Annotated in this window: 17 protein-coding genes; 2 read left to right on the forward strand and 15 right to left on the reverse strand. The window is 61.9% G+C overall.

Annotation, left to right across the window (positions count from 1 at the left end):
• Position 1: 1 nt before the first annotated feature.
• The 15 genes from WD006_RS10625 to WD006_RS10695 form a co-directional block, all read right to left on the reverse strand.
• On the reverse strand, positions 2–394 hold the full coding sequence (locus WD006_RS10625; RefSeq protein ID WP_011517013.1) for a DUF4845 domain-containing protein: 393 nt from the start codon (positions 392–394) through the stop codon (positions 2–4).
• A 53-nt stretch (positions 395–447) separates the two neighbouring features.
• A complete protein-coding gene (lepB, locus tag WD006_RS10630; protein ID WP_011517014.1) occupies positions 448–1,347 on the reverse strand; it encodes a signal peptidase I in 900 nt (299 codons plus the stop codon).
• 45 nt (positions 1,348–1,392) lie between these two features.
• Positions 1,393–3,186 carry a translation elongation factor 4 gene (gene lepA, locus WD006_RS10635; RefSeq protein ID WP_011517015.1) on the reverse strand — a complete coding sequence of 598 codons (1,794 nt, stop codon included), beginning with the start codon at positions 3,184–3,186 and terminating at the stop codon, positions 1,393–1,395.
• Positions 3,187–3,433: 247 nt separating this feature from the next.
• Entirely contained in the window at positions 3,434–4,939 is a 1,506-nt protein-coding gene (locus WD006_RS10640; RefSeq protein WP_011517017.1) for a DegQ family serine endoprotease, read from the reverse strand.
• A gap of 129 nt (positions 4,940–5,068) precedes the next feature.
• Positions 5,069–6,148: a MucB/RseB C-terminal domain-containing protein gene (locus WD006_RS10645; protein WP_011517019.1), complete on the reverse strand. Its 1,080-nt coding sequence runs from the start codon at positions 6,146–6,148 to the stop codon at positions 5,069–5,071.
• An 8-nt stretch (positions 6,149–6,156) separates the two neighbouring features.
• Complete coding sequence (locus WD006_RS10650; RefSeq protein WP_011517020.1) at positions 6,157–6,813, reverse strand: sigma-E factor negative regulatory protein; 657 nt, start codon at positions 6,811–6,813, stop codon at positions 6,157–6,159.
• 136 nt (positions 6,814–6,949) lie between these two features.
• On the reverse strand, positions 6,950–7,549 hold the full coding sequence (gene rpoE / locus WD006_RS10655; RefSeq protein ID WP_008644807.1) for an RNA polymerase sigma factor RpoE: 600 nt from the start codon (positions 7,547–7,549) through the stop codon (positions 6,950–6,952).
• A 255-nt stretch (positions 7,550–7,804) separates the two neighbouring features.
• Positions 7,805–9,037, reverse strand: coding sequence for a beta-ketoacyl-ACP synthase II (gene fabF / locus WD006_RS10660; RefSeq protein WP_011517021.1), 1,233 nt, complete (start codon positions 9,035–9,037; stop codon positions 7,805–7,807).
• A 211-nt stretch (positions 9,038–9,248) separates the two neighbouring features.
• Positions 9,249–9,488 carry an acyl carrier protein gene (gene acpP, locus WD006_RS10665; RefSeq protein ID WP_008644813.1) on the reverse strand — a complete coding sequence of 80 codons (240 nt, stop codon included), beginning with the start codon at positions 9,486–9,488 and terminating at the stop codon, positions 9,249–9,251.
• A gap of 169 nt (positions 9,489–9,657) precedes the next feature.
• A complete protein-coding gene (gene fabG, locus WD006_RS10670; protein ID WP_029307401.1) occupies positions 9,658–10,407 on the reverse strand; it encodes a 3-oxoacyl-ACP reductase FabG in 750 nt (249 codons plus the stop codon).
• 20 nt (positions 10,408–10,427) lie between these two features.
• Positions 10,428–11,363, reverse strand: coding sequence for an ACP S-malonyltransferase (fabD, locus tag WD006_RS10675; RefSeq protein WP_029307400.1), 936 nt, complete (start codon positions 11,361–11,363; stop codon positions 10,428–10,430).
• Positions 11,364–11,436: 73 nt separating this feature from the next.
• A complete protein-coding gene (locus WD006_RS10680; protein ID WP_024569908.1) occupies positions 11,437–12,417 on the reverse strand; it encodes a beta-ketoacyl-ACP synthase III in 981 nt (326 codons plus the stop codon).
• A gap of 78 nt (positions 12,418–12,495) precedes the next feature.
• On the reverse strand, positions 12,496–13,575 hold the full coding sequence (plsX, locus tag WD006_RS10685) for a phosphate acyltransferase PlsX (RefSeq protein WP_011517025.1): 1,080 nt from the start codon (positions 13,573–13,575) through the stop codon (positions 12,496–12,498).
• Between the two features lie 192 nt (positions 13,576–13,767).
• Positions 13,768–13,947: a 50S ribosomal protein L32 gene (rpmF, locus tag WD006_RS10690; RefSeq protein ID WP_008644820.1), complete on the reverse strand. Its 180-nt coding sequence runs from the start codon at positions 13,945–13,947 to the stop codon at positions 13,768–13,770.
• A 120-nt stretch (positions 13,948–14,067) separates the two neighbouring features.
• Positions 14,068–14,685 carry a DUF177 domain-containing protein gene (locus tag WD006_RS10695; protein ID WP_029307399.1) on the reverse strand — a complete coding sequence of 206 codons (618 nt, stop codon included), beginning with the start codon at positions 14,683–14,685 and terminating at the stop codon, positions 14,068–14,070.
• A 166-nt stretch (positions 14,686–14,851) separates the two neighbouring features.
• Between WD006_RS10695 and WD006_RS10700 the strand changes: the two genes are divergently transcribed.
• Both WD006_RS10700 and WD006_RS10705 read left to right on the forward strand, forming a co-directional pair.
• Entirely contained in the window at positions 14,852–15,451 is a 600-nt protein-coding gene (locus tag WD006_RS10700; protein ID WP_029307398.1) for a Maf-like protein, read from the forward strand.
• A gap of 3 nt (positions 15,452–15,454) precedes the next feature.
• On the forward strand, positions 15,455–16,186 hold the full coding sequence (locus tag WD006_RS10705) for an SAM-dependent methyltransferase (RefSeq protein WP_011517029.1): 732 nt from the start codon (positions 15,455–15,457) through the stop codon (positions 16,184–16,186).
• Positions 16,187–16,196: the final 10 nt, after the last annotated feature.

Below are 16,196 nucleotides of genomic sequence, written 5' to 3' on the forward strand. Positions count from 1 at the left end.
GTTACTGCGTTCCCGAGTAGGTAATCAAAAAACTCAACGGACCATAAATCTGAACTTCGGTCCGGTACTCGAAGCCGACCGCGCGGATCCGCCCGGTTTCGTCCTCTTCAATATCCAGATCCTCGCCCTTGATCGACGAAATGCGATCGATCGTGGCCTGTTTGTCGAAACTGGCTGCGACTTCACTACGTTTGGTACCAGTACCCTTGGCATAGTTGACGGCGCGCTTGATGGAGAAATACTCGATCAGGCTTGGAATTACCTTCAACGCCGGTACGGCGACCGCCCCCACAATGATGAAAACGACAAGCAACGATCCCAGCGAGAACCCGCGCGCCCGATGAATCACATCGAAACGAACCCGCCCCTGTGAACCCAACCGCTTTTGACCCATGTTGCGCTTCCCTCTTTTTTGAGTGTCTTGCGCCGCGTGAAACCGTACGAGCGTTACTTGAACGATCCCACGCGCCCGAAATTACCCAGATTCATCCAGATCAGGAACGCCTTGCCCACGATATTCTGATCAGGCACGAACCCCCAGTATCTGGAATCCAGGCTGTTATCCCGGTTGTCACCCATCACAAAATAGTGACCTTCCGGCACTTTACACGTCACGCCCTGCTGATTGTAAGTGCAGTTATCGCGGAACGGAAAATCGGGATCGGCACCGGCCACGAAGGCGGGGCGATCATTGTCATTCAGGATGCCGTGCTGGGGTCCGCCCGGCAACTGCTCGACAAAATGCTTCGAGTACGCCAGACGTTCTTCGTCGAGATAATCCGGCAGCGGGCTGTATTCGGCCGGCTTGCCATTGATCGTCAGCTTCTTGTTTTCGTACTGCACCACATCGCCCGGCACGCCGATCACGCGCTTGATGTAGTCGAGCGACTCGTCCCGCGGATAGCGGAACACCATGACATCGCCGCGCTGGGGCTCGCCGAGGCTGATGATCTTCTTGTTCACGACCGGCAGACGAATGCCGTAGTCGTACTTGTTGACCAGGATGAAGTCGCCAATCAGTAGCGTGGGGATCATCGATCCCGACGGAATCTTGAACGGCTCCACCACGAACGAGCGCAGCACGAACACCGCCAGGATCACCGGGAAAAAGCTCGCCGAATATTCCAGCCACCACGGTTGGCGCAGCTTCTCTTCCGCCAGACGCGCACGCGAGCGATCGATGTCTGCGCCGCCCTGCATCGACTGCATGTCATTACGACGCGCATCGAATTCGGCCAGCGCGAGTTGCGCCACGCTCCGGCGCTGTCGCTCGAACACCAGCTTGTCCGCGACCCAGGCTATGCCTGTGATGACCACCAGCACAAAAAGTATCAGTGCAAAATTCATAACGGCTTCAAGTGATGTCGATGTTGTGTCGTCGCTGGGGTGCGCTTACTTGTCGTCCACCTGCAGGATCGCCAGGAAGGCCTCCTGCGGAATTTCGACGGTCCCCACCTGCTTCATCCGCTTCTTGCCTGCTTTCTGCTTTTCCAGCAGCTTCTTCTTCCGGCTGATATCGCCGCCGTAGCATTTGGCCAGCACGTTCTTGCGCAGCGCTTTCACGTTCTCGCGCGCGATGATATTCGAGCCGATGGCGGCCTGGATGGCCACGTCGTACATCTGACGCGGGATGATCTCGCGCATCTTGGCCGCCACCTCGCGACCGCGATACTGCGAGTTTGAACGGTGCACGATCACGGACAAGGCATCGACCTTGTCGCTGTTGATCAAGATATCCACCTTCACCACATCCGACTGCCGGTATTCCTTGAACTCGTAATCCATCGATGCGTAGCCGCGCGATACCGACTTCAGGCGATCGAAGAAATCCATCACGATTTCCGCCATCGGGATCTCGTACGTGAGCTGCACTTGCTTGCCGTGATAGCTCATATTGATCTGCGCGCCCCGCTTCTGCGTGCACAGCGTCATCACCGAGCCGACATAATCCTGCGGCATGTACAGGTTGACCGTGACGATCGGCTCGAGAATGGCTTCGATCTTGCTCGGATCTGGCATCTTGGCCGGGTTCTCGACGGTCAACACCGTGCCATCACGCTGCTGAACCTGATAGACCACGGTCGGCGCGGTCGTGATCAGGTCCATGTCGAATTCACGCTCCAGACGCTCCTGCACGATCTCCATGTGCAACAGACCCAGGAAGCCGCAGCGGAAACCAAAGCCGAGTGCCTGCGAGACTTCCGGCTCGAACTGCAGCGATGCATCGTTCAGACGCAGCTTCTCGAGCGATTCGCGCAGGGCCTCGTACTGATTCGATTCCACAGGGTACAGCCCCGCGAACACCTGCGGCTTGACTTCCTTGAAGCCCGGCAGCGGCGCTTCGGCGCGGCGCGTCATAGTGGTGATCGTGTCGCCAACCTTGGCTGCCTTCAGCTCCTTGATGCCCGCAATCACGAAACCCACCTGCCCCGCCGTCAGCTCATCTCGCTGGATCGACTTCGGCGAGAACACACCGACCTGCTCCACCAGATGCTGGGCGCCGGTGGCCATCAGCAGAACTTTGTCCTTGGGGCGAAGCGTGCCGTTGACCACGCGCACCAGCATCACCACGCCAACGTAGTTGTCGAACCAGGAATCGATGATCAGCGCCTGTAGAGGCGCGGCGGCGTCACCCTTGGGGGGCGGAACCTTGGCGATCAGCGCCTCGATCACGTCTTCCACGCCCTGGCCAGTCTTGGCCGAGCACGGTGTAGCGTCCTGTGCGTCGATGCCGATCACGTCCTCGATCTCCTGGATCGCATTGGCCGGGTCGGCCTGCGGCAGATCGATCTTGTTCAGCACGGGCACGACTTCGACGCCCAGTTCGATGGCCGTGTAGCAATTGGCAACGGTCTGGGCTTCCACGCCCTGCGAGGCGTCAACCACTAGCAGCGCGCCTTCGCATGCGGACAGGGAGCGGCTGACTTCGTAGCTGAAGTCGACGTGTCCCGGCGTATCGATCAGATTCAGGTTGTAGACCTGGCCGTCGCGCGCCTTGTAGCTCAGCGCGGCGGTCTGGGCCTTGATCGTGATGCCCCGCTCCTTCTCGATATCCATCGAATCGAGCACCTGCGCTTCCATTTCGCGATCGGACAGCCCGCCACAGCGCTGAATGATCCGGTCGGCCAAGGTGGATTTACCATGGTCGATGTGGGCAATGATCGAGAAATTACGAATGTGGTCCATCTAACGTTCTGGGAAGCACCGGCGCGCTCATGGGTAGATCTGTCGGGCGCGGGAGCAAAAAAGTTGGGGCGCACGGAGCTCGCGCCAATCCGCGATTTTACCGGATTTTCAAGGACTTCCGTCCGCGAATTGAACTCGGGCGGCGCGGGGCGCGGTGCGCCAAAATGACGTTTGACGCACCCACCACGAAACAATCGCGCCGGAACTTGTCCGGCGCGATTGTTTGAAGGCTCGATCCAGGGCCTGGTCAGCGCGTCTGATTGGGACGCAGCGTCAGCACCTGGGTAGCATCGCCGCGGCGCACGAACACGGCAGCCATCTTGTTCTTGTCCAGTCCCTTGACGAGATCGTTGAACTGCCTCGCACTGGTCACGTCGGTATCACCGAGTCGCAGGATGATGTCGCCCGGACGGATCCCGGCGCGAGCGGCCGGACCATCAACCGTGTCGACCTCCACCCCTGACTTCAGCTTGAGCTCGCGCATCCGCGCCTCGGGGATGTCGTTGACGATCAGGCCCAGTGCATTCGGCTTCGGCGCGGGTGCCTCTTCGTTACCTCCGCCGCGCTTGTCGCCGCGGCGCGGCGTGGCGCGAGGGGTGTCGGGCTCAAGCTCCGCCACCGTGATCATTACCTCGCGGGTCTGCCCCTTGCGCCACACCTGCATCGGCACGCGCGTACCCGGCTTGGTGTCACCGACCATCCGCGGCAGATCCGCAGCCTTCTCAATATCCCGGCCGTTGTACTTCAGGATGATGTCGCCCGCCTCGATACCGGCCTTTTCGGCAGGACCGCCCGGCTCGACGCTACCAACCAGCGCGCCGCGAGTGCGCCCAAGGCCCAGCGAGTCCGCCACTTCCTTGGTCACATCACCGATCGCCACGGCGATCCGCCCACGCGTCACCTTGCCAGTCGCCTTCAGTTGCTCGGTCACACGCATCGCTTCGTCGATCGGGGTCGCGAACGAAATGCCCATATAACCGCCGCTGCGGCTGTAGATCTGCGAATTAATGCCGATGACTTCGCCGCGCAGGTTGATCAGCGGGCCACCCGAATTACCAGGGTTCACCGCCACGTCAGTCTGGATAAGCGGCAGGTAGTCGCCGGTGTCGCGCGCCTTAGCCGATACGATACCGGCGGTCACGCTGCTGTCCAGGCCGAACGGCGAACCAATGGCCAATACCCACTCGCCAGTGCGGACCTTGTCCGAATCCCCGAGTGGCAGGCGTGGCAGACCCGTTGCATCGATCTTGAGCAGCGCCACGTCGGTACGCTTGTCCGCACCAATCAGCTTGGCCTTGAATTCGCGCTTGTCAGGCAGCGTCACGTAGATCGTGTCAGCCTCTGCCACCACGTGGGCGTTCGTCATCACGTAGCCATCCTGGCTGATGATGAAACCGGAACCCACGCCCCGGCTCATCTCTTCGCCCTGCCCCTGACTTTGGCCCTGTCCTTGCGGAGGCTGGCCACGGCGCGGCTGTCCCGGCGTTCCGGGCATTGGCACGCCGAAGAAGCGACGGAAGAACTCCGCCATTTCGTCGTCATCGGGGGAATTGCCGCCACGCGAGCGCACGCGCTCTGTCGTGCGGATATTCACAACCGCCGGGCTCACCTTCTCGACCAAGTCGGTAAAGTCGGGCAGGTTGTAGTTCTGGGCCGCCGCCTGAGCGTGCCCCAATTCGGAAACAGCCGGACCGAACACGAGCATGGCCACCATGACCACGACCCTTGCCAGGGCTGGAGATCTGGAAATCATCGACAAAACTCCCGGGAGATCAGCGAGAAACGGATGCTTCACAGCGCATAAGGCCGGGGGACGCCTGCAAAGCGTACTGCCTGGCGGTGTTGCGGGACTGCCACTCCACCGCCGCCGGACCAATTTCGGTCAGTGTACCGCTTTGGGCGGGCGGTATTCCACGCCGGCCGCAAACTGCCTCACCGTAGAAGCAGGCACTTCGCCGACCACGGTAATCCAGAAATCGGCCACGCGCCGTACCACGACCTGGGTGGCACCTAGCGACGCCACGCCCTCGCGGCGGGCACGCTGTTCGGATACGGGCTCGATGAAGACCGAAAGCCCCGTCAGGCCATCACTGTAGACGACCTGCAATACTTCGAAGACCTGCCCGGACTTGTTGGCCGAGGTCGGGGCATGCAACTCGCCCAGTGGGCGGCGCACTTCCCGGATCTTCTGAAAGCCCTTGATTGGCGTGTTGATCGACCAGCCTTCGTCGGCGATGCTGGCAGGCTGATAGGTAACCTCGTAATGACTCCAGGAGCTCGCGCCCTTGATCGCATTGAGGATGCGCTGCTTGTCTGAAGGCACGCCGATATCGACCTGCGAGAATGCGACCTGCTCGAGTACCTTGCCGCCTTCGCCGATCGTCTGCGCGCGCATCAGCAGGCCCGAATTCCTGTCGGCCCACAACCGCACCGCGTAACGTGCCGTGTCGTGAGGGTCCAGCGAGAAGACCTCGCACTCGACGCCGGCGACACGTTCGGCCGGCAGCTTGTGCATGTCGTACAGGTCGAGCACGTCGCTCTTGTTCGTCGCCAGCAGCGCCGGGAAACGGTCCTTGGCCTCCTGCTTCTCCACGACCACAAGCTTGGCCTCGGGAATCAGGCTGTGAACCACATCATTCTGGCGCAGCACCTCGCGCGGTTTGCCGTCCAACGTTTCCAGTCGTTCGTACTCGTTGTGTACGAGATCACTGTAATGCTGGATCCGCGATGCATGGATGATGCTGCCGCGCTGATAAATCAACGTACCAACGTAGTTCTCCCGCTGGGCAGCACGATGGATCTTGTTCAGCCACGCCGTGGCGTCACGGCGGTTCAGCGTGGAGTCAGACGGCTGCGCAGTCGCGGCGGCAGCGGTCAGACATAAGGCCAGAAAAAAGGACCTCCGCAGGCCCTTCTTTCCGTGTACGCCCGCTGCATTGGCGAGCGACGGTCCTTTATGCATGTCCGGCATTATTCCTGCGAATTGTCCTGAGAGAAGTTGACACCATTCACCACCGTACGCATGGTCGGCACAAAGGCATCGGTTGCGACCGACGTGCGATGGGCACGCAGGTATTCATCGAGACGGGGATCGCGAATCATCTGGGCACTATCGGCGGAGACCGCCATGATCGAACCCGCGGCCGCCGGCGCAGCAACGCCAGCCTTTACCGTCGCACCGGCCGGTTGCTCGACGCTTGCAACCACAGCATCCGGAGCGCCCACACCGCCTGGCCCACGCATCTGCGGCACCACGACCCAGCTCACAGCAGCCACTGCGGCGGCAATCGCGGTACCCGGCACCACACGGCGCACCCACGATGGACGCACCAGCAGTCGATGACGGCCAGCCTGCGCGACAGCCGGCACCAGCACATGCGGCTCGGCTTCAAGCTGCGCGGAGAATCGGGAGAGGAAGGCTTCGGTCGACCCTGCGTGCGTCAACTCTTCCGAACGCATCGCATCGCCGATCAACTGGTACATCGACCAGTCGGCCATACCAGCGTCGTCTTTGGCAAGGCCGAGCGCGGCATCCACGTCGTGCGGCGCCAGCTCGCCGTCCATCAATGCGGAGATCTGCTCCGCGGCTTCCATTACATGAACCGACTGCTTATGAGCCTGACCCATTTCCAACCCCAAGAAATTCCATCGAACACCGATAAATCCCGTCACTACTGCTTGTCGTTTATCGATGCAGGAATAGGCTGCAACGCTGGCTGCACGACATTCAAACTGAGAGACACCAGCATCCTGCTGACATCCCCTACCACCGCTTGCCCTCTGCCGTTCCCAGCAGCGGGCGCAACTTCTCGGCGATCGCTTCGCGCGCCCGGAAAATCCGCGAGCGCACCGTACCGATCGGACACCCCATCGCCTCCGCGATCTCCTCATAGCTGAGGCCTTCGATCTCGCGCAGCGTAATGGCGGTGCGTAATTCTTCCGGCAATGCCTCCATGGCGCGGTTCACCGTATCGGCAACCTGGCGCGTGTGGAGCATCGACTCCGGCGTATTGATATCCCTTAGTTGCTCACCGTCCGCAAAAGTTTCAGCCTCTTCGGCATCGATATCGCTGGACGCTTCCGGCCGCCGTCCCTGGGTGGCCAGGTAGTTCTTGGCCGTGTTGACGGCGATCCGGTACAGCCACGTGTAGAAAGCGGATTCGCCCCGGAACTGGGGCAGCGCGCGATATGCCTTGATAAAGGCATCTTGCGCCACATCCTCCACTTCGGCGGGGTCTCGGACAAGGCGGGAGATCAGGCGGATGATCTTGCGGTGATATTTGGTCACCAGCAACTCAAAGGCCCGTTTGTCGCCCTGCTGGACGCGTTCAACTAGAAGCTGATCGGCTTCGCGTTCACTCACGAATAGTTCACCTGCTGCAGTGTATCTCTTGGTTTCGTCGTCAAGACAAGCGTTGTATTTTACCTACGATCCAGGCGATTTCGGGTGTCGCGGAGCGCATTCTGTGACCACAACTGCGCAATAAGGTTCCGCCTGGCCACGAACGCGGTTGCACCTGCGTGCAACCCAAGGATTCGGGGAAATGCCGGGGAGTACAGGATGGGACGGGGGCCGCTGTCACCAGCCGGCCCCGTTTCATGCGAAACGCGCGCGATATCAGACGCGGCGGAAGACAAGCGTACCGTTGGTACCGCCGAAGCCGAAGTTGTTCTTCACGGCGACATCAATCTTCATGTCACGTGCCGTATTGGCGACGTAATCGAGATCACACTCGGGATCTTGATTGAAGATGTTGATGGTCGGCGGCGAGATCTGATTGTGAATCGCCAGAACCGTGAACACCGACTCCAGGCCCCCAGCGCCACCCAGCAAGTGACCGGTCATCGACTTCGTCGAGTTGACCACCATCTTGTAGGCGTGATCACCGAATGCCAGCTTGACGGCATCGGTCTCATTCTTGTCACCCAGCGGCGTCGAGGTGCCATGCGCGTTGAGGTACTGCACTTCGTCCGGATTGATTCCGGCATCCTTGATCGCAGCGACCATGCAGCGGCGCGGACCGTCGGTGTTCGGCGCCGTCATGTGGAACGCGTCACCGCTCATGCCGAAGCCGATGAGTTCAGCATAGATTCGCGCGCCGCGCGCCTTGGCCGACTCATACTCCTCGAGCATCATCACGCCGGCACCCTCGCCCAGCACGAAGCCATCGCGGTCCTTGTCCCACGGACGCGACGCCGCAGCAGGGTCATCGTTGCGAGTGGAAAGCGCGCGCGCTGCCGCAAAACCGCCGATGCCGAGCGGCGACACCGTCGACTCCGCTCCGCCAGCCAGCATCGCATCGCAGTCACCCGCCTGAATCAGACGCGCCGCCAGGCCGATGCTGTGCAGCCCGGTCGTGCAGGCCGTCACCGCAGCCAGGTTCGGGCCCTTGAGGCCGTGGATGATCGACAGGTGACCGGAGATCATGTTGATGATCGAACCTGGCACGAAGAACGGCGAGATCCGGCGCGGGCCGCGTTCGGCCAGCGTCATCTGCGTATCTTCGATCATCGGCAGCCCGCCAATACCCGAGCCCACCAGCACACCGATGCGCTCGGCGTTGGCCTCGGTCACTTCCAGGCCGCTGTCCTTGAGCGCCTGCGAACCGGCGGCGATGCCGAAATGGATGAAGGTATCCATGTTCCGGGCTTCCTTGGCCGGGATGTAATCCTCGGCATTGAAGCCCTTCACTTCGCCCGCAAAGTGCACAGCAAAGGGAGAGTGATCGAACTTGGTGATGGTGGCGATGCCGGACTTGCCGGCAACCAGATTGGCCCAGCCTTCGGCAACCGTGTTTCCGACGGGAGACACAAGGCCAAGCCCAGTGACGACGACGCGACGACGGCTCACTATTTTTTCCTACGAGTACGTGAAGCGGAATTGGATTGATTCAGGATCTCGCTGCTCCTGCCGATAGGAAGTGATTCCTTGCGAGAGGAAGCGGCTGAGATCATTCCGATTCTGCTTCGTCGAACAGACGAAAGCCACAGAAAACAGCGTGACAGGACCGTAACGGCCCCGCCGACCTGCCTTCTGTGGCTCGGAATATGAAGACGACGGCTTAGGCCTTGACGTGCGCGGTAGCGTAGTCAATAGCTTGTTGCACGGTCGTGATCTTTTCGGCTTCCTCATCGGGAATTTCCATGCCGAATTCATCTTCCAACGCCATCACGAGTTCAACCGTGTCCAGCGAGTCCGCACCGAGATCGTTCACGAACGACGATTCGTTCTTGATGTCTGCCTCGGCCACGCCAAGCTGCTCAGCAACGATTTTCTTGACGCGTTGTTCGATATTGTCCATGTAACCCTCCAGGGAAGTTCGACAAAAAGTGGGCGCATTTTAGCAGGTTTGGACCACAAAAAATCCGCCTGCCGAGCTTTGCAAGAATCACGCCCGTTTGGTTTGAAAAACAACAGCTTCGCCCGGCTTCTTTCGGCTTCTCCCTCGAAACCGATCCCGGGCGGAACCATCAATTCATGTACATCCCGCCGTTCACGTGCAGCGTAGTGCCCGTGATGTAGGCGGCCTGCGGACCAGCCAGGAACGCCACCGCATTGGCGATGTCTTCCGGCTGGCCAAGACGACCCAGAGGAATCCGGGTCTTCAGCGCCGCATGCTGCTCTTCCGACAGTACCTTGGTCATGTCGGTATCGATGAATCCGGGGGCCACGCAGTTGACGGTGACGTTGCGGCTGCCGATTTCGGCGGCCAGCGCGCGCGTCATGCCCTCGACACCAGCCTTCGCCGCAGCGTAGTTCATCTGACCGGGGTTACCGGTGGAGCCGACCACCGAGGTGATGTTGATGATGCGGCCGCCACGAGCCTTCATCATCGGGCGCAGTACGGCACGGGCCAGACGGAACACGGCCGTCAGGTTCGTGTCGATGACGGCGCTCCAATCCTCGTCTTTCATGCGCATGGCCAACTGATCCTGCGTAATGCCGGCGTTGTTGACCAACACGTTCAGACCGCCGTTCGCCTTGATGATCTCGTCGATCACTGCCTCGCAGCGCGCCGCGTCGTTGACGTTCAGCACCACACCGCCGCCCTTCAGGCCTTCGCCAGCCAGGAACTCGCTGATGCCAGCAGCGCCCGACTCACTCGTGGCGGTACCGATCACCGTTGCGCCCTGCCGTGCGAGCTCCAGCGCGATGGCACGGCCGATCCCGCGCGATGCGCCGGTCACCAGTGCGACCTGATTCTCCAGAGTCTTGCTCATGTTGCGTTTGTTCCTTGGTCTTACTTCAGCAGCGCCAGCGTTTCCTGCAGCGACGCCGGATCAAAGATTGCACCACCAACGAGGTTGCCGTCGATGCGCTTGGTCATACCGGCCAGCACTTTACCCGGACCGCACTCGATCACGTGTGTCACGCCCTCGGCGGCCATCTTCTGCACGCACTCGACCCAGCGTACCGGAGCGGCTGCCTGACGAACAAGCGCGTCCTTGATCTGAGCCGGGTCACTGATGATTGCCACGTCGACATTGTTCACCAGCGGAATGGCCGGTGCCGAAAACGACAGGCCAGCCATGCGCTCGCGCAGGCGATCGGAGGCAGGCTTGAGCAGCGACGAGTGGAACGGGGCGGACACCGGCAGCGGCAGCGCGCGCTTGGCGCCCTTCGCCTTGGCAATCTCGCAGGCCTTTTCCACGGCGCCCTTGTTGCCGGCGATCACCACCTGCGACGGGGCATTGAAGTTGACAGCCTCGACCACGCCAGCGCCTGCCGCCGCAGCCTCGGCGCACGCGGCGCGCACGTCATCGTCCGACAGGCCAAGGATCGCGGCCATGCCGCCCTCACCCACCGGCACCGCTTCCTGCATCGCCTGGGCACGGAAGCGAACCAGCGGCACCGCCTCGGCAAACGGGATCACCCCTGCGGCCACCAGCGCCGAGTACTCGCCCAGGCTATGGCCTGCAACCAGCGCCGGAGCCGGACCACCGGCGTCGAGCCATGCGCGGTACACGGCCACTGCGGCCGTCAGCATCACGGGCTGCGTGTTGGTCGTCAGGTTCAGTTCTTCGGCCGGGCCTTCCGCAATCAGCTTGCCGATGTCCTGACCCAGCGCCGTCGAAGCTTCTTCAAGCGTGGCACGCACCACTGGGTTATCGGCAAAGGCATTGAGCATGCCAACCGACTGCGAACCCTGTCCGGGGAAAACAAATGCGAATTTCATCTGAAATCCAGTCCTAGCAATTCATCTTGTCAACTGGCGCACCGCGTTCTACGCGCCGCGCGCCGGCCGCATCTTACATGCGCAGCAGCACCGCGCCCCAGGTAAAGCCGCCGCCCACACCCTCCATCAGCACGGTCTGCCCGGGCTTGATGCGGCCATCGCGTACCGCGACGTCGAGCGCCAGCGGAATCGAAGCGGCGGAGGTATTGCCGTGTTCATGCACGGTGGCAATCATGCGCTCGCTCGGCAGGCCGAGCTTCTTGGCCGTGCCCTGCATGATGCGAATGTTGGCCTGGTGCGGGATCAGCCAATCGATCTCGTCGGCCTGCATCTCGGCCGCCGTGATGGCTTCGCGCGCGACCTTGTCGAGCACGGTCACAGCCAGCTTGAACACAGCTTGTCCGTCCATATGCAGGAACGCATTGCCGGTGATCGCGCCACCGGACACATTGCCCGGCACGCAAAGGATGCCCACGTGGCTACCGTCCGAATGCATGGCCGTGGACAGGATGCCCGGCTCATCGGACGCGGTCAGGACCACCGCACCGGCGCCATCGCCAAATAGCACGCAGGTGGTGCGATCGTTGAAGTCCAGAATGCGCGAAAACACCTCGGAGCCGATCACGAGCACATTCTTGTGCGAGCCGCTGCGGATGAACTTGTCCGCCGTGGCCAGCGCATAGACAAAGCCGGAGCAGACGGCCTGCAGGTCGAATGCCGCGCATTGGTTGGTGATGCCGAGCTTCTGCTGCACGAGGCAAGCGGCGCTCGGGAAAACGTAGTCGGGCGTGGACGTGGCGACGATGATCAGGTCGATGTCCTGACGGTCGATACCGGCCGCCTCGATCGCCCGTTCGGCCGCCTTGACGGCCAGGTCGCTCGACGTGACGTCGGGCTCGGCCCAGTAACGCGCCGAGATGCCGCTGCGCGAGACGATCCACTCGTCGCTGGTCTCGATGCCCTTCTCGGCGAGCTGAGCCGCCAGGTCGGCGTTCGTGACGCGCCGAGGAGGCAGATAGCTCCCTGTACCGATGATTTTTGCGTACTTGGTCATGTCGTGTCGGATCGTGATGCTCACCGGGTCGCCCTGTGCGCGGTCGCGCAGGCTGCCCGCCGCAGCGGGCAAGCGGCCTCAGGCGGCGCGAGAATCGGGATGTGGGTTCGGTGCGTCTGTCTCCGGGCTGCCCGTCGCGGCGCCACCGGCACCTGACTTGTGAGCGAATGCCCTTGCTATGCGTTCGATGACGCCATTTCTGGCGGCATCATACCCGCGTTTGATGGCCCACTCAAAAGAATGGGCATCGGCCGAGCCGTGACTCTTGATCACGAGCCCACGCAGGCCCAGCAGGGAAGCGCCGTTATAGCGGGCCGGATCGAGCCGTCGCGCCAGGCGCGACAGCACCGGCATGGCCACCACCGCCAGCAGCTTCGTGAACCACGAACGCGTGAATTCTTCCTTGATCATACTGCCGATCATCTTCGCGAGGCCCTCTGTGCTCTTGAGCGCCACATTGCCAACGAAACCGTCACAAACGACGATATCGGTCGTACCCTTGAAGATGTCATTGCCTTCCACGTTGCCGTAGAAGTTTAGCTCGGAAGCACGCAGCAACTCGCCGGCGGCCTTGACCACCTCGTTGCCCTTGATCACTTCCTCGCCGATATTGAGCAGCCCGACGGTCGGGTGCTCCTTGTGATCCACCACCGACACCATGGCATCGGCCATACGCGCGAACTGCAGCAGGTGTCCGGGCTCGCAGTCGGCATTCGCGCCGAGGTCGAGCACCGTGGTGCCCCAGCCTTGTTCATTTGGAATCGTGGTGGCAATAGCCGGGCGCTCGATACCTTCGAGCGTTTTGAGCACATAGCGCGACACCGCCATCAGCGCGCCGGTGTTGCCGGCGGAGATGCAGGCATCGGCCTTGCCTTCCTTGACCTGCGTGGCGGCCACGCGCATCGAAGAATCCTTCTTCTTGCGCAGCGCCACTTCCACCGGGTCATCCATGGTGATGACCTCGGTTGCCGGCACGACGGTCACACGCGGATGATCCGTTGCATGCAGCTTCTTGAGCTGCGCGCCGATGGCGTCGGGCAAGCCGACCAGGATCATCTCGGCGTCGTCGTGACTGGAAAGAAAACTGATCGCCGCCGGCACCGTCACGGATACGCCGTGATCGCCGCCCATGCAGTCGATAGCGAGCTTGATCGTCATTATTTCCTGATACGGAAAGCGCGCCGGCACCCGTCGCCTGGGGCTGCGGGGACGCAATCAGCCGGACGCGCGAATACGTTGCGGTGCGGGAGCCGAGCGCCCAACAAAAAAGCGGCAACGAGCTTGCCGCTTTCCTGTCTTACACCTGACAACGTGCGCGAGCGGGACACTTGGTCACGCCAGACGACTTGGTCAGTCGTTCTTGGTCTTGATGACCTTGCGACCACGATAGTAGCCGTTCGGGCTCACGTGGTGACGCAGGTGGGTTTCGCCGGTGGTCGGCTCGACAGCCAGCGGCGCGACCGACAGATGGTCGTGCGAGCGATGCATGCCGCGCTTGGACGGCGACTTCTTGTTCTGTTGAACAGCCATGATGACTCCTTCGAGAATTTTGCGATATTAACACACGCATCCTGCGCAAGGCGTAGCCGGGGCCCGGCCGGATGCTTCAACTGCTACCGAAAAGACGCTTGCCGTGCCGCGTCCGCGGCGTCAATGCTTCGTCTTCAGGCTGGCCAGCGCCGCGAAGGGCGACGGCCGCTTTTCTTCCTCAGGTGGCGCCTCTGGCTCCACCTCGCCGTCCGCGCCGGTCACGAGCGACTCGTGCACCGACGGACAGACCGCGTGCTTCGGCGCTGTCGGCAATGCCAGCAGCACCTCGTCTTCAATCAGTTCCAGCACCGAGAATTTCTTCGAACCGACAATGACATCGGTTTCGTCGTCATCCATTGGCGCCGCTTCGGCGGCCGCTTCACTGACCACCACTTCAAAGCACATTTCCGTGGCGATCGGCTCGGCGTACACCCCGAGACACCGCTGGCAATCCAGCCAGACACGTCCATTGACCGCCACATCGAGAAACAGTCGCTGCACGACCGGCGCGCCGGGCTCCACCGCCTCATCGCGAACGGAACCTGCCACCATATAGTGGAATGTCTCGTCCGGCGCCGAAGCTGGCGCATCGGCGGCCGTCTCGGCTAAGATGCGCGGCAAATCGCGCGTGGCCACATCCCCCGCCGCATTGCTGCCCTTACGGCAGAAGGCGAAGAGATCGGTTTCGCGCAGATCGAATGCCCCGGCGGACGCCACGGGCTGGGTTGGCTGACTCATACGGGCTGAATCGCTCAAAATGCCTTGTCTGCCACACAAATCCCGGCAACGTGCGTGCCTGTGCAGCTAAACGCGCGATTATACGTTGAAAAACCCGAAGCGGTCAAAGTATACAAGCAGTACGCCGCCCACCACAGCTTCTGCCTCTCTGCTCTCTGTTAACAATATGTCTTCCGACACCCGCCCTGCCTTGATTCTCGGGTCGAGCTCCCCCTATCGGCGCGAATTGCTGTCGCGCCTGCGCATCCCGTTCGAGGTTGCCACGCCGGATATCGACGAAACTCCCCTGGCCGGCGAACGTCCCGCTGCCACGGCCTTGCGCCTGTCCCGCCTCAAGGCGGAAGCAATTGCCGCGCTTCACGCCGGCGCCCTGGTGATCGGCTCCGACCAGGTTTGCACGCTCGACGACCAGCAGATTGGCAAACCCGGCACCCATGCCAAGGCGCTGGCCCAGCTCCAGTTGATGCGCGGAAGAACGGTCACTTTCCATTCCGCGCTGTGCCTGCTTGATGGGCGCACCGGCGAGGCCCAGATCGCCGATATCCAGACACACGCCACTTTCCGCAACCTTTCCGATGCCGAACTCGACGCCTATTTGCGACTCGAGACGCCCTATGACTGTGCCGGCAGCGCCAAGGTCGAAGGACTGGGCATCATGCTGCTCGAGCGCGTCGAATCCAACGATCCGACCGCGCTGATCGGCCTGCCGCTGATCGCACTCACCGGGATGCTGCGTCACGTCGGCTATCCATGCTTCGGAGCCTGACCGATGGCCGGTAACCTGTTCCTGATTCCCAACACACTGGGCAAGCGCGACGAATTCGACCCGGTGATGGACGTGATCCCAGCGGGCGTCCAGCAGATCGCGGCGCGCCTCGACTACCTCGTCGCCGAGAACGCCAAGACCGCACGTGCATTCCTGAAAAAGCTCAGCGAAACGACCCCGCTCGCGCAGCCGATCCAGCAGATCGAGATCCGCGAGTTGAACGTCAATACCCGCCCGGACACACTGACGGCCTTGCTTGACCCGATTGCCGCGGGCCGCGATGGCGGGCTGCTCTCCGAGGCTGGCGTACCGGCCGTGGCCGACCCCGGCGCGGACCTGGTGCGACTGGCGCATACGCGCGGCATCACCGTGCGCCCGCTGGTCGGGCCCAGTTCGATCCTGCTCGCCGTGATGGGCTCGGGTCTGAACGGCCAGAGCTTCGCGTTCAACGGATACCTGCCCGTCGACGCCGATGTCCGCGCGCAGAAGCTGCGCGAACTCGAACAGCGCTCCCGCAAGTCGCATCAGACGCAGGTGTGGATCGAAACGCCCTACCGCAACGGTGCGCTGCTCGAGGCGCTGCGCCAACACTGCTCTGGTACCACGCTGCTGTCGATCGCAGTCGACCTGACACTCCCAACCGAAGCCATCGTCACGCTGCCGATTTCAGCATGGCGCCCCGACCGGCTCGACCTGCACAAGCGCCCCGCGATCTTCTCGCTGCTGGCGCAGTAAGACAAAAACA

This window comes from Cupriavidus sp. Met-2, from assembly GCF_049843575.1.
Taxonomy (GTDB): Bacteria; Pseudomonadota; Gammaproteobacteria; order Burkholderiales; family Burkholderiaceae; genus Cupriavidus; species Cupriavidus metallidurans.

Bases quoted from the DNA above. Each gene is read 5' to 3' on its own strand.
- WD006_RS10650 (WP_011517020.1), bottom strand. From the start codon at position 6,813: ATGGGTCAGGCTCATAAGCAGTCGGTTCATGTAATGGAAGCCGCGGAG.
- lepA (WP_011517015.1), bottom strand. From the start codon at position 3,186: ATGGACCACATTCGTAATTTCTCGATCATTGCCCACATCGACCATGGT.
- fabG (WP_029307401.1), bottom strand. From the start codon at position 10,407: ATGAGCAAGACTCTGGAGAATCAGGTCGCACTGGTGACCGGCGCATCG.
- acpP (WP_008644813.1), bottom strand. From the start codon at position 9,488: ATGGACAATATCGAACAACGCGTCAAGAAAATCGTTGCTGAGCAGCTT.
- plsX (WP_011517025.1), bottom strand. From the start codon at position 13,575: ATGACGATCAAGCTCGCTATCGACTGCATGGGCGGCGATCACGGCGTA.
- WD006_RS10645 (WP_011517019.1), bottom strand. From the start codon at position 6,148: ATGCATAAAGGACCGTCGCTCGCCAATGCAGCGGGCGTACACGGAAAG.
- fabD (WP_029307400.1), bottom strand. From the start codon at position 11,363: ATGAAATTCGCATTTGTTTTCCCCGGACAGGGTTCGCAGTCGGTTGGC.
- WD006_RS10680 (WP_024569908.1), bottom strand. From the start codon at position 12,417: ATGACCAAGTACGCAAAAATCATCGGTACAGGGAGCTATCTGCCTCCT.
- rpmF (WP_008644820.1), bottom strand. From the start codon at position 13,947: ATGGCTGTTCAACAGAACAAGAAGTCGCCGTCCAAGCGCGGCATGCAT.
- WD006_RS10625 (WP_011517013.1), bottom strand. From the start codon at position 394: ATGGGTCAAAAGCGGTTGGGTTCACAGGGGCGGGTTCGTTTCGATGTG.
- WD006_RS10640 (WP_011517017.1), bottom strand. From the start codon at position 4,939: ATGATTTCCAGATCTCCAGCCCTGGCAAGGGTCGTGGTCATGGTGGCC.
- WD006_RS10705 (WP_011517029.1), top strand. From the start codon at position 15,455: ATGGCCGGTAACCTGTTCCTGATTCCCAACACACTGGGCAAGCGCGAC.
- lepB (WP_011517014.1), bottom strand. From the start codon at position 1,347: ATGAATTTTGCACTGATACTTTTTGTGCTGGTGGTCATCACAGGCATA.
- WD006_RS10700 (WP_029307398.1), top strand. From the start codon at position 14,852: ATGTCTTCCGACACCCGCCCTGCCTTGATTCTCGGGTCGAGCTCCCCC.
- WD006_RS10695 (WP_029307399.1), bottom strand. From the start codon at position 14,685: ATGAGTCAGCCAACCCAGCCCGTGGCGTCCGCCGGGGCATTCGATCTG.